The following is a 14458-nucleotide window of genomic DNA, read 5'->3' on the forward strand; positions in this document are numbered from 1 at the left end:
GGTCCGGTGTGGCCAGAGTCAGACTGGAGACCCTCGGGCACCCGCATTGCGGACCACGCCCGGAGTGACCTCGATTCAGCAGCCCCGGCGCCGACAGTATTCGGCTCAGCGGCCGGTGGTGAACAACCTCCCGTCCGGCTTCTTCTCGACGTGATCGTGCCGAACCAGATGAGCTATGTCATCGGTCAATGTGGACCGAATGTCGGCCCCCAGCCGGGTCCAGCCGAAAACCGCGGCAACCTCGCGCAACACCTCCTCGGTATACGCGCCCGGCACGTCAGCGATGATGTGCCGCAGCGCGAGCCATCGCTCGAGCGGTGGCACCTCACCGACCCTGCGCGCATAGTCGCCCGCGGGCTCACGTACCACCGTCACCGTGCGGCCCGGCAGGTTGTAACTTGTCGCCAGCCGAATGATCCGACGTTCCCGGACCATCGAGTCGAGGACGTTGTGTATGGCGTCCTGAACGACCCGACTGGCGCGCTGCACACCCCAGGATGTACGCAATCGCGCGATGATCACCGCTTCCTCGACGGGTCCTTCTTCGGTGACAACCCGCATCGCGATCTCCGCGACGAGGGGTGCGGCAGCGGGCTCCTGCAGCGCAACACCGAGTATGCGCAGTTCCTTGGCACGGCGATGACGGAGATCGGCCAGCAGTGCCGTGTCCACCGCCGGGTACGGGATCACCCATTCGGGCGGGCCCGCCTGCACCGGCACGTACTCCACCGTGGCCGGCGCGGATTCGAGTGTCGGCGGCGCAGCCCGCGACTCGGGCGCCGGCGGCCGAATCTCCGATCGACGGTTGGGATCGATCGCACAGGCGGCCTCGACCGCACTGCGCAGCCGCGTCAGAGCCTCACCACGATTGCTGTGCCAGTCGGTACCCCAGATCCGGTGTAGCCGCCAACCGAGATCTCGAAGTATATTCTGCCGCAGTCGATCTCGATCCCGTGCGGCGCGCGACGAGTGGTACATCCGTCCGTCGCACTCGATCCCCAGCGCGAAGACACCGGACGCGCGGGGATGCCGTACGGCCAGATCGACGCGATAGGCCGCGACCCCGACCCGCGGCTGCACCGAATATCCCCACCCCCGCAGCACGTCGATGACGTCCTTCTCGAACGGACCGCCGTCATCCTGGTCGGAATGGGTGTCCGCGCGGTCGAACAGCGCCGGTCCGGTTTCGGCGAACATCAGGTACCGCTTGAGGTGCTGCACACTGACATTCGCGCTGTCCGGCAGCTCTGCTCCGTGGAAGGAGGCGACCACCTCCATCCTCCGCCGGGCCCGGGTCACCGCGACATTGAGCCGACGCCACCCACCCGCAGTATTGATCGGACCGAACACCGATCGCAGCGTGCCCTGTTCGTCGCGGCCGTAGCCGACCGAGAGCACGATGACGTCGCGTTCGTCACCCTGAACCGTCTCGAGGTTCTTGACGAAGAAGCCGTCGAGCCGATCCTCGGTGAAGAAGTGATCGAGATCGGGGCGGTCGGCGCGGGCCCGCTGTACCGCGTCGTCGATGGCGTCGGCCTGCGGTTTGGACAGTGCGACGACACCGAGTGTGAGGTGCGGACGGGTCTGCGCGTGATGCATGACCCGTTGCGCGACAACGTCCGCCTCGATCGGATTGTCACGACGGCGCCCACGCCCGTACACGCCTTTCGCGTGGAAGAACTCGACCCCGATATCGGGTCCGCGTTCGAGCACGCCGGGGAACGTCGTCATCGACTCGTCGTAGAACTCGTGATTACTGAAGGCGATGAGGTGTTCGTGCCGGCTTCGGTAATGCCAGCGCAGTCCCAGACTGGGGAGCACACCGCTCCCCTTGCACATGTCGAGGACCGATCCGTAGGCGACGGTGGTGTCGTCCTCGCTCCACTCGGTGTCCTCGTCCCCGCCGATACTGGTGAAGAACGACGTCGGCGGCAGCTGCTTCTGATCGCCCGCGACGATCAGCGCGTCACCACGGTAGATCGAGTTGACCGCGTCCTGCGGCAGCACCTGCGAGGCTTCGTCGAAGATGACGACATCGAAGCGGAAGTCCGCGGGCAGGAACTGGCTCACGGTGAGCGGACTCATCATGAAACACGGCTTGATGCGCTGGACCACTTCCCGCGTCTGCCCGAGCAGCACCCGGACCGGCATGTGCTTGGCGCGCTTCTGCGCTTCCTGCCGCAGGATCCCGGCCGGGCCGGTCCCGATGCGCCGCGGCCGCCGCTCGTTGCACGCGGCGATGACCGTGGCATGGGCCGACCGCACCAGTTGCTCGTCGCCGGTCCGGAAGCCGGCCACCAGTCGATCTCGATCCGCTGCCCGATGCGGGCGCAGCCGGGGATCGGCGGCGAGGTGGTGTTCCACCCAGGCGTTGCACACCATGCGTTCGACCGTCGCGGGCAGATCGCCCGGGGTGACCCCCTGCTTCGCCAGCGTGAAGGCCAGTGTTTCCAGCCCGAATTCGCCCATCAGTGCCCGAGATCGCGCGTAGATCTGCGCCGCGTCCGGGCCGAGTTCGTCCTGGCACAGCGCGGTCAGCAATGCGTCGGCACGAGTCAGTGAGACCTCCAGCTCGGTCCGGACGGCCACGGCTCGGGTGGGCTCGAAGCAGTCGGTCAGCTCAGCACGACACCGCTTCCAATCCCGGTGCAGCCCTGCGATTCGCTGATCCGGCGAGCTCGTGCACATCAGCGTGGCCGCGGCCTCCGAGAGCGGCCGGTCGCCTCCGCCCCGCACCGTGCGACGGACCCTGTCCACCCACTCCAGCGCGGTTTTCAGCGCGGCGGCATCGGTGTCGATCCCCGCGTAGAGCGGACCGAGCAGATCTCGCCATTCGGCCTCCTGCTCCTCGAACGCCGATCGTGCGTGCCGGGCGGCCGTCACCGCGACGATCGCCTTGCGTACCTTGCCCACGGTACGGTCGGCGCCGAGAACTCCGGCGCAATCGCGCACCATATCGGCGGCGTCCTCGAAGGGTTCGAGGTGCGCGCGGAGCCAGCGGGCAGCCGCTCCCGGAGCCAGCCGCGCGAGGTTGTCACCGCCGAAATCCGCGAAATCCTTGGCGGACGCCCGCCGTTCCCAGTACTGCAGACCGTCCTCGATCTCGGTGGCGACCCGGACGAGGTCGGTGCGCGGCTGCCCGCCGTCGGCCACGACGGCCGCGAGATGCTCGTGCTGCGCGGAATTCGCGCGCGCTGCTTCGGGAGCGAGCCGGATCGCCGTCCGCGCGGTGTCCACCGCGCGCCAGAGCGCGTCGGTATCGAGATCGGTGGCGTAGCGGCCGAGCACTGCGGCGTACTCGGTGTACGGACGAGGTCTGCGCCGCGCGATCATGCCGCCGCGCAGCAATTCCGTCGCGCGATAGCTCGGGTCGATCGGTTGCTTGGTCCGCGTCAATTCGTCCAGTTCGGTGTCGACACCGCGATACCAAGGCCCGAGCAGGCGCCGGTCGTCGCCACGTTGGGCATCGAACTCGCGATCGAGCCGTTGCGCCGAATGCGCCGCGTGGATCGCGGTGCGCGCCTGTGCCGGGGTTTGCGCGGCTGCGGCGGAGCCTGACAGCCCGCGTTCGAGGCCGACCCTGTCCAGCACGTCACGTGCCAGGCGCAGTGGTTCCAGGTGGGCCCACAGCCACAGAGCAACGTCGGTGAGCGGTTGCTTCAACAGTGCGCCGGCGTGGTCCGCCAACGGCGGGTTGCCCGCCTCGGTGCGCCAAATGGCCACGCCGTCAGCCAATTCGACCGTGCGCCGCCGCAGCTCCGCCGGTACCTCGCGCCCCGCCGCGAGCACTCCCGCGATCCGGGCTCTGCGCAGTGGGTCCGCGAGCGTTCGCGGGGCAAGCCGTCCGATCAACTCGCCCTGTGCACGCGCCCCGTACAGCGCGCCGATATCCGGCCGTCCGTCGCGTACGTAATGGCCGAGCAGATCGGCGTTGGCAGCCAGCAATGTCTGCAAACGGTCGTGTGCGGCATGCCAGGTCGATGCCAGCGGCAGCTGCTCGTAGAGATCACGCCGCCAGGTTCCCGATACCGTGCTGGAGCCGACGGCCCGGCGCGCCGCCCGCACCCGCTGCGTGAAAAGGCCACCGAGTCCGCGCGGCCCCGCCTCCAGCGTGGCGATCGCTGCCGGTATCTCGGGACCGGTCACCGATTCGGCACGGAACACCGCTTCCGCCGCTCGCTCGGCCGCATCCAATGCGGCTGTCGCGTCGGCGATTTCGTCGATGAGGTCGCGAACCACGAGCAACGTCCCGGGTTCGAACCACTCGGCGAGCGCGCGATGTTCCACCGCGGCCGAACGGACCAGTGTGATCAGGTCCTCGGCTTGCTCGGTGGTACTCGGCTCATCGCACCCCAGCGCGGTCGCGATCTCGGCGGCCGCATCGGCGGCTCCGCTCACGGTGCGGTGCAGGACATCCAGGCGAACCCCGATCTCGCCGATCCGGTCCCGGCTCCACCCCGAGATGTCGAGTCCCGCGGGTGACAAGCTGCAGAGTTCCGTTTCCGAGGGTGGAACCTCGCCGCTCAGTTCTGGCGACAGCGCCGACCAGCCGGTCCCCGTGAGTTCCACGGCCAGATCTCGGGCGAGTCGCACTTCGTCACGCCGGGCGCAGAATTCGTCTAGTCGGTCCGCCAGCAATCGACTCGCCGCCGTCGTCACCGCGTCGATTCCCTTGGGGTCCAGCCACGTGCCGAGGGGCCGGTGCGGCTCCAGCGTCAGCCGCAGAAGTGAACACAGATTACGGACGTCGTCCGCGGTAGCCGGCGCCTGCTTCCCGACCGCGCGTCCGGCGTCGAGGACGGCAGTGTGCAGGTCATCGAGCCGATCGGCGGCCTCGGCGAATTCCGCGCTCAGCTTGCGCAGCCCGGGCTCGGTGCGCCCCGCGGGATTCGCACCGGCCGGAACCAGCTTCGCCAGTGACCGTTCGGTGAGCGGTACCGTTGCCGACACATGGCCGGGCATCTCGTCGAAACGCTTTCCGCCGGCGGTACGTGCGACGTCCCGTAGGCGGCCAACCTCCCGCAAACGCCGCTCGAACCCCGCGACGCGCTTGCCGATGTCGGCGAAATCCGTGCTGGTCAACCATGATTCGGGCGTCATCGGACGCGTTCGCACCAACGCGAGCAGCTGCGCCAGCCGCTCCAGCGCGGTGTCGTCCGCGGCGGGTCTGCCGCCCGTGAGTTCTCGATACTCGGCTGCCGTGCCGAGCAAGTCGCCGAGTACGCCCCGTGCGCGTTCGACGACGAGTCGCGGATTGCGCACGTCGGGACGCAGTTCCCGCCACACATACGTCGGATCGACCATGGCCGGCCATACGGTGGCTGTCGTCTCGGCCGCGTCCACGATCGAACGCACCTGCGCCGAGGTCAGCTCATCCGGCCGGAAGCTGTTGGCGGCGCTCGACTTCGACACCCCAGCGGCGGACAGCAGATCGCCGGTGAAGGGCAGTGACGACAACCGCCCGACCATGCCGATCACATCGTGCAGACTCGCACCCAGCGGTGCGCGCACCTCGTTCATGGCGGCGCTGTACTCGTTGAGTGCCGTGCGCCGCGCACGCGACTGCGACAGCTCCTCGGCCGCGAGCTCGGGCGCGGAAGGTTCTTTGACAAGCGCCTCGCCGAGCTCGTACGCCACCGCCTTACGGCTGGTGTTGTGACTGTGCAGCGCGAGCGCGTACGAATCGAGCCCGGTGGCGCGCAACCGATCCAGCACCACATCCAACGCCGCGGCCTTCTCGGATACGAACAGCACCGTCCGCCCGGCATGCAGCAGTCCCGCGATCATGTTCGTGATCGTCTGGCTCTTACCGGTTCCCGGCGGCCCGTCCAGCACGAAGGATCGCCCCGCCACGGCCGCCGCGACCGCTTGGTGCTGGGACGCGTCGGCGTCGAGCACCAGCGGCGTCTGCTCGGGCGGGCTGAGCTCGTCGATACGGTCCAGGTCCAGGGCGTCGAAGTCGAAGTGATCCGGGGCCAGGTTCGCGTACGGCCCCAGCGCGACGGCACGCACCAGATCGCTCCGCACCATCGCGTCCCGATTGTCCAGCAGGTCCTGATACATCGCTTCCTTGTGCGATGCGAACTGCGCCAGCACCTTTCGTTCCGAGACCGACCACCCCGGACGGCGGCCGACCGCTCTCCTGGCGGCGGCCAGGACGGCGGACACGTCCATCGGGTCCGTCGCCACGACCTCGGCCCAATTCACCTGCAGCCGCTCGAGCTTCACGCTCAACGCGGGATTGTGCCTGGGCTCGTCATCGGAGTTGATCCGCAGCCGGTACTCGCCCTTGTCTGTCACTTCGATCAGCGCGGGCACGAGGACGAGTGGTGCGTGCAGGTCACCGGCGCTCTGTTCGTCCCGCCAGGTCAGCATTCCCACACCGATCTGCAACGTCCACATGCCGTAGTCGTTGAACGCCTGGGTCGCCTTGGTACGCAACATCTTCAAGGCACGGTTCAACGCCGGTCCCGTCGTCTTCTGGGTGAGAATCGCCCGCGGATTCCGGGCCGCGAGGGCCCGTCGCGCGCCGGCGTCCGCACCGGGCTCGCCCTCGGGCAGTGCCACGAACCCCATCCCCCGCCCGAGCCCGCCCAGCAGCTCATCGATCGACGGGTGCTCGAGCTCCAACGTGGCTGCGGCGGTGTGCTTGAAGTTCAGCAACTTGTTCCGGGCACTGAGGTCGATCAGCAGTTCCCGCCATTTCTCGAGAACCCCCGCCAGCGCGTCCCGGTCAAGGGCCGCTCCCCCACCGCTTACAGATCCCAATCCTGTTGCCCGCTCTCGTCTCTCACGCCAATCGCTCGAAAGTTATTGTTACAGAACACAGTCTCGTTGTCAGTTCATGGACAGCGGTCGGCTCGGGCGAGGCTCTCATCGCGTTACGCACACGCAAAGACCATCTCCGCAATGATGCACACAAGACTTCCTGACAACTCACCCGAGAACGCGACAACGACGACATCACAACTGCGACATCCCAGATATTCACAAAGCCGTGGCGGCCAGCTACCGTTGCTTCATGGGCAATGTTGTCCACGGCGTGCCACCTGAAGTGCCACCTCCGATTCCGAGGCGCCGGAACCGGGTTCTCAGACTGTTCGACGGGCCGATATACGCCGACTGGCTGTTTTGGTGGACGCTTGCTCAAGCCATGTTGGCCTATTTCGCGATTTCCACCTCAGACAGCCCGAATAGAGAGATTCCGCCTTGGCTAGACGGCCTACTTGCAGCCATGTTTTTCTCTACAGCATTCGGAATTGTTCCCGCCTGGGTTCGCTTGATCATTCGCCGTCACCGCCAGCGACAGAAAAACCAGCACGTGAGCTCTCCCTGGGAGTCGGTTGGGTTTCTTGCAACCCCCGGTCTCGATCCACCGGCTAGGATGCCAGATTCGTGGATGAATCCGTCCTACGCTTGCGCTCCTGCTGCACCTTCAGCTGAAGTGGGATCAGCGAGGGATTCGATAGTTCACTGGGACCGACTCGACGCAGAGGGATTCGAGCGCCTGCTAATGCGCCTACTGGAATCATCAACGTCATACGTGAACATCTCGCGCCCGATGCGATTGAACGCAGCTGACTCGGGACGAGACATTCAAGCATACCGTCGAATCGAAGACGCCATCCTCCCAGAGCAGTACGAGCGAACGATAGTTCAAGCCAAACATTGGACCAAACGCGGCGTGAACGCGTCCGAAATAGCCGATCTGGTGCATGCGAAGCTCCCCCTCTGGGAAGGTGAACCCGTACGCCGCCTGATCTTCGCAACTAGCGGTACCTTCACCCAGGATGCGGTCAGATGGGTCGATGATCACAACCGATCGGGAAAACGCCCCATGATCGACCTCTTTTCCGGCAGCGAATTAGAAGCCTTACTGCGGAAATGGCCTGGGCTCGCGGACGAATTTGGCCTGACCGGCTAGCATCATCAGGATCGCCGTTGCCCGAAACCAGACTTTGGAGGGAACCGACAAGCGTCTCCAGAGGCTCGACCATCACGGAACTGCACTCTCAACCGTCGTATCTCTTCCAATCGACCCCGCTCGCATTGCGCACGGACCACTCGGCCGCATCGACAATCTTGAGCAGACCGTCGCCGGTTTTGACACCGCGTTGGGCGAGCGACCGAAAATGCCTGCGCCCCGACCAGTTTCGATAGTCGCCGACAACAACCAGACGTTGTTTGGCCCTGGTGACCGCCACGTTGAGCAGATTCGGAGTCTGGGCCGCCCAATCCCTGGATCCGCCCTGGGCGGTGGCGGTGCCCAGCACCAGGATGACGATGTCGGCCTCTTTTCCCTGGGTGGTGTGCACGGTGCCGACCCGCTTCGGTTTCGGCGGGAGACGCGAACCGAGCGCGCTCTGCAGGCCGTAGACCACGTCCCGGAACGGGCTGACGATGAACACCGCCTCCGCCACTCGCCTACTCAGTTCGGCGGCTCGACTCTGGTCCGATTCGGCCCAGTCCGGCTCCTCCGAGAACGAGTCGGCGAGTTCCTGGTCCATGATCTCCCGGATCCGCCCGCGCACGAGGTTGAGCGTCGCCAGGACGTACTGTCCTTCGGCGGGGTTCCACTTCTCGCCCGACATTTGCGCGGGCACATCCAACCACGTGTTCGTGTTCAGCAGGGCGAAGTCATGACGTGGCGATACGCCGTACACCATAAGCCCGTCGTAAGCGATGTCATTGCTGACCTCGAACATCAGCCGGTCGCACCGCCGATGCACACGCAACGGTGAACCGACCCACAGCTGACCGAGGCCCTGTGGATCAGGCAGCCAGGTACCGAAGGTGTTGAGCCGGTCGGCGATCGACTGCACCGAGGAACCGGTGGGCGCCCATCGCGGGTCGACCCCGAATTGCCGGCACAATCGTTGCTGACCCGACCACGGCAGCGCCACCACGGGTTCGAGCTGGCGCGGGTCGCCGACCACGACCGCCCGCTGGGTTCGCCACAACGCGCCGACCGCTTCCTGGGGAGCGGCCTGCCCGGCTTCATCGATGAAGAGCCACCCGAGCGATTCCCGGCCCAGATTGCCGAACATGCGCGCCAACGACGCGAAGGTCGTCGATATCACCGGCACGACGAAGAACAGCAGTTGCCATGCCGCGCGCACGGTCTCGGCGGGCAGCCCGGACGGAGCGTCACCCCGAACTACATCCATGACACCGAAAAGACTATTGCGCAACAGTTTCGGCTCGGATGTCAGCACCGCGTAGTGCAGCTCCAAGGCAGCGAGAAAGAGTCTGCTGCGGGCAGCGGCGAATTCCTCGTCCATCCACGGCGAAGACTTCTCCCGGAGCTCCATGGCGGCCCGTTCCCCGGGATCGGCGTCCCACTCCGGCCCGGGCACCATGCGAGTCCACCGTTCTCGTGCGGCGGCCAGCTCCTCGTCCTCCCGGCGCAGAACCGCTTCGCGAGCACGAACGGCGTTGTCGTCTCGGCTGAGCGCGAGGGTCGCCTCCCGGAGATCACGGTCGACCGCCGCCAACTTCGCATGCGCGGTACGCAGTGCTTGAACAGCCTCGTCGACCGCCCGCTGACACTCGTGCACGGCGGCACGGCAGCCGGACCAGAACCGGTCGGCGGCCAGCAGTGCCTCATCTGCTTCCCGACGCTTTGCCAGCAGTGGCGACCGCTCCGCTTCCCACTCGGTGTCCGATCCCCGGCTGAACAGCCGCTTGAAGAAACCCGGCCTGGTCCGGTCGTATACGCGAAGGTCGTGCTCCGCGGCGGTCACCCATCGCCCTGCCCTTTCGATGTGGGTGACGGCCTCGCCGAGCCGATCCTGCGCCGCTGCCAGATCCCGCAGTGTCCGCGCGTGTTCCCGGGCGCCCGCCTCGGCCAGGGCTAGCACACTCGCACGGTGCCGTGCCATCTGCTGTCCGAGTTCATGCCGATCGCTGATCTGCCGCCGCAGCCGCACAAGGTCCGGATCCGGTTGTTCACGACGGGCGAGTAGATCGGCGATTCGCTGGCGTTCTTGTGCGAGCCGTCCCACCTCGGCACGCGCCGCGTCGAATTCGGCAACTGCCTCCTCCCAGGTGAGGAGGCCCTCGAGCTGCTCACCGGCAGCCGCGTATTCGGCGAATCCCTGGAGGAGGTCCTTGAGACCGTCCTCACTGGGTTCGCCGGAATCGGTATCGCCCCACCACAGTCGGCTGACGAAATCGGACCGGAAACTCCGCCGTCCCAAACGGGCCGCGATCCCCGCCCAGGCGGGCGCACCGGTCAGCAAACTCGCCTGCGCGGACAGGTATTCGGCCTCGGGAAAGGCCTCGGCGTCGATCGCGTCGATCGAGGGAACTTCGAGCGTGATGTTCTCCACCGCACCGTTGTTCGACGACGCCACAACCATCTCGAAGCCGCACAGATCAGCGATCAGCGGCGTGAGGGTTCGTGAATAGCCACCGGTATCCCCGGTCCGCCACGTTCGAGCCTTGTCTTCGAAAGCCTTTCGCGGGTGCTCCAGCTCGGCCAGCCGGGTCGCCCTTTCGACCACGATGCCGGCGATCAGGTCCCGCAGCAGCGTCGTCTTACCGGTTCCGGGCGGCCCGTTCACCGCGAAGAGTCCGCGCGCACCTGAATCGCCCAGCGTGCGATGGATCTCGTTGACCGCGAACTGCTGGCTGAGCGTCAGCGGCTTGCCAGGATCCGCGGGCCAGCGGCCCGGCGGCATCGCCGTCGGGCCGAGCGCGCGCAGTACTGCACGCGGAGCGGCGCGAACGTCGACCCGGTCGCCGACGTCGATCGCCGCGTCCGCCTTCAGGTATCCAGCCAGCGCCGATCCGATGTCACCGGCCTCGGCTGCCGTCGCGATGGCCGACAGATCATCGGCGTAGAAGCTGTTGAGGAACTCGTCACCACTGGCGTCATCGGCGTGGTCACGATGAACCTGGCGGCTCTTCACTCGAATCACCGCTGGGCACAGTGCTTCTCGCACCCCGAGGGCATCGATTAGCCACTCCGTCAGAGCCACCAGATCCTCGGCTCCCAGGGGTTTGGTACCCAGCACCGGGGGTTCGTCTCGCGTCTCGGCATCGAGATCGGCGTCGGCCGCACCCGGCGCGGCATCACGTGTCGCCTTCACACCGATCCCCGCCAGCAGTTGAGCGACCAGCGAACCTACCACCGGTGTCAGCGCGCCCTCGAGCGCGGATTCCAGCGCTCCCAGCGAAATTTCGGATCCGATCCGGGCCGCGGCGCCCACGATCCGGTCCAGTGCCGACGGCGACTCGTTCGCCGGTTCGACGACCCGCACAACTCCGTCACCGATACCGACCGCCACCGCCATGATCGCCCGCTGCGCCGTGTCGAGCCCCACCAGCCATTGATCGCTGCCCGGCCCCGGATCCACCGTCCGCCCGATCGCCCACGCGCAGGAGGACAGGCTGACCGAGTCCCGAACCAGGAGCCCGGACTCGCTGACCGTCAAACTCAAGATCGCCGACTGGCCGCCGGCGCGAGCGTCGAAGTCCGTCTCTTCTTCCGGGGAGCGCAGGACAGCGTCGAGCACCTCCCGCATCCTGCGCAGCTCATAGACGCCCAGGTACACCGTGTGCCGCCACACATGGTTCTTCTTCAGCTTCTCGTGTGGTTTCGCCCGGATGTCCCACGGCAGCGGCCGCCCTCGTTCAACCCTGCGCACCCCCTTGGTGTGATCCACCGAATCCACCCGCGCCGGGCTGAAGTACTCGACCGCACGCCAGTACCGCAGAATCCGGGCCCGGTCGTCGGAGTCCCCCATCACCGCATCCTCTCCCCAGTGCGAGAACACACCATTGTACGCAATAATATTGCGGTTCAGAGCAATTCAGCGCATGAAGGCCAGAGAAGGGGCCCTACCCAACGGCACACGACACGGCGCTCCACCCGGCGCAGGCCATGCGGAAGGTCATGTGCGGTACGGCTACCGCCTCGGTGCCGCGGCAATCTTCTCGTCGTCACTCCGTGACGACGGTGATGAATGAACAGTCGGGACCGAGTTCCGCTATCGCCGTCTCGACGGCGATACGCGTGGTCTTGATGACCCCCTTGGCCATCACCAGATTGCCACCCGCGCCGATCGCCATCCCGATCCCGAACGGGGCGGCCTTACCGATCACCAGAACCCCGGACTTGGTTCCCATCTTGGTGACGAAGTGCCTGCCCAGGACCTTGTTGACGGCTTGAATGGTCGAGTTGGGAACCGACTTGGTGAGCAGACTTCCCAGATGCGCACCCGTCCTGCCCGCCGCCTTGCCGACGAAGGTGGATCCGCTGCCGCCCGCGAGAACGGTCAGCACCACCGCCTTCTGATGTTCGAGATCGGTCAGGTGAATTCCGTGCACCCGCAGCACCGACAGCACGTGGGCGATCGAAGCGGTCAGGAACCACGAGGTGTCCGCACCCACCGTCGCGAGGGCGGCGACGGTCCCGGCGCCGGGTACGGCGGCGACGCCACCGGTCGCGGCTCCCGAGGCGACGACGCCGGAGAGAAAGCTCGTCTCCAGCTTCTTCACGAGCTGTTCGTTGGTGGCCTTGGGATGCCGCTCCCGAATCCTGTCGACCCGGACGGCGACGAGGTTGTCGGCAGCGAGAAGCGACTTGTCGAAGAGCTTCATCAACCCCGCACTGTCACGACCGGCCTGTTCCTCGCCCTCGGCCGCGGCGGGCCCTGTCTCCGCTACCACGTGACTCCCCATCCTGATCATCCGCACCGCATCACATGCGCTGCGAGAGAAAGCTTCTCACGCAGCCTCCGCTGTGGCGACCGAACTGCCACCCGACATCGTGATGCGAGGAGATGTAGCGGCCGAGGCCGCCGGCGCTAGTCGATCCATTCCCACACTCGGACCCAGCCATCACGATCGCTCGCCGCGATCCGGGTGCCGTCCCGATTGATGGCGATCCGAACGTACCCGGAGCTGCGGGGCAGGACGGGCCGATCGTCTCTACGATTGCCGCGCAGTTGCCACACTTTTCCGTTGCCCAGCCACAATAGACGGCTGCCAGGAGTACAAATCAAACCCATGGCGGCGGGGAAGGTTTGGGTCAGAAGATCGCCGCCGCCGGCGCGCGGCATGATCGGATTTCCACTCTCTACGTCGATGACTCCCGCTGCGCGCGCGGTGACATAGCCCAGACGGCTGCCGTCGTACGACAGCGCGATTTGTATCGAGCGCCACACCGCCTGGTCAGGTTCGACCACCGCGCGCACGGACAAATCCGGCAGCTGATACACCCGAATCGTTTTGCCGCCGCGCAAGATACCGCTGGCCACCGCCAGTGTAGTGCCATCTCCGGACAGCGCGATCGCCACCGCGTTGTCGAAGCCGGCGACGAATTGCCCCGTTGCGGTGTGCACCTCGTAATGCCACATCAAGTTGGTGATTATGTAACGGCCATTGCTCTGGCGATCGAGGAACCCGAGAGGCAATAATCGGACGATCTCGCGGAATCCGTTCCCCTCCTCCACCACTACCGAATTCCCGGAGCGGTAGAGCACCGGTAAACCGACCTCCTCCGTGGCCGCCACACGGACACCGTCGTGCGTACCGATCCAGGTTCGCGGGAGCGCCGAACCCAGCTCGACACCGGTGTCGCTGTGCCATTGCCGAATCGGCCCCTTGTTTGTCGCCGCGAACAGGCTTCGGTCCGGCCCGAAGCACAGGCTGGTGATCGAGGCGTCCAACCTGTATTCCAGGATCATCTCCCCCAATCGACCTGGCTCGGCGGGTAGGCGGCTGTGATCGGGGCGCGGCGCGGCGACCGTCGGCAACTCGTCCAAGCACCGCAAATCCAGGATCTTGCACAGTTCGGTCGCGTCGTCCGTGGCCAGTCTCACATGCCACTGATCCACACGGCTGGCGGCCAGTTGCCCCAAACCGTCAGTGCGATGGTGTGATTGAACTACACCGATCAGCAGACCATCCGACCAGAGCGCAGATCCGGAGATCCCTTCCCATGGGGAGGGGCGTGAGCCATCGGGACGAGTCGGGGACTCGGCCGGCTCGGGAAGCCCGACCACGGCGAGGGTGCCCTCTCGCCGATTGGACCACGGGGTCGTGCGCCCGCGTACATGTGCGGAGTCCCGGTAGGCGGCGTTGTCCGCGCCCGGGACCCGCGGATACTCCCGCAGCTTGAACCGGGGATAACCCATGAGACTGCATTCCAGATGAACATCCAGCTCAGGCAGCCGACCGAACCGGACCGGTGGCAATATCTCCGATTCCCGTCCCGTCAGGTCCAGCCGGAGGATGGCGACGTCGATTCGACGATTACGCCAGATCACCACCCCCTCCGCTTCCCACTCCCCCGGCTGATCGGGACAGAACCGGACCAGCGTTCGCTCCAGTTCGGCAACGACGTGATCCGCGGTCAGGACATGGTCGGTCGTGATCCGATACCCCGACCCCCGTGCCTTGTTGACGATCTGGGCTACCCGGTCGGCATCGAGTCCTCCCGTCCGCACCG

Annotated in this window: 5 protein-coding genes; 1 reads left to right on the forward strand and 4 read right to left on the reverse strand. The window is 66.3% G+C overall.

The window, feature by feature from the left end:
- Positions 1-105: 105 nt before the first annotated feature.
- Positions 106-6768, reverse strand: coding sequence for a DUF3320 domain-containing protein (locus ACFVBH_RS37895; RefSeq protein WP_379009607.1), 6663 nt, complete (start codon positions 6766-6768; stop codon positions 106-108).
- A gap of 253 nt (positions 6769-7021) precedes the next feature.
- Here ACFVBH_RS37895 and ACFVBH_RS37900 point away from each other — a divergent pair, with 253 nt between their 5' ends.
- Positions 7022-7924 carry a restriction endonuclease gene (locus tag ACFVBH_RS37900; RefSeq protein WP_379009614.1) on the forward strand — a complete coding sequence of 301 codons (903 nt, stop codon included), beginning with the start codon at positions 7022-7024 and terminating at the stop codon, positions 7922-7924.
- Positions 7925-8012: 88 nt separating this feature from the next.
- Here ACFVBH_RS37900 and ACFVBH_RS37905 read toward each other — a convergent pair whose 3' ends face one another.
- The 3 genes from ACFVBH_RS37905 to ACFVBH_RS37915 form a co-directional block, all read right to left on the reverse strand.
- Entirely contained in the window at positions 8013-11750 is a 3738-nt protein-coding gene (locus ACFVBH_RS37905) for an AAA domain-containing protein (RefSeq protein ID WP_379009619.1), read from the reverse strand.
- A gap of 196 nt (positions 11751-11946) precedes the next feature.
- Positions 11947-12675, reverse strand: a complete 729-nt coding sequence (locus ACFVBH_RS37910; RefSeq protein WP_379009624.1) for a hypothetical protein — start codon at positions 12673-12675, stop codon at positions 11947-11949.
- Between the two features lie 137 nt (positions 12676-12812).
- On the reverse strand, positions 12813-14456 hold the full coding sequence (locus ACFVBH_RS37915) for a trypsin-like peptidase domain-containing protein (protein WP_379009629.1): 1644 nt from the start codon (positions 14454-14456) through the stop codon (positions 12813-12815).
- Positions 14457-14458 lie beyond the last annotated feature (2 nt).

Origin of the sequence: Nocardia sp. NPDC057668, assembly GCF_042799795.1 — a bacterium.
GTDB lineage: Bacteria > Actinomycetota > Actinomycetes > Mycobacteriales > Mycobacteriaceae > Nocardia.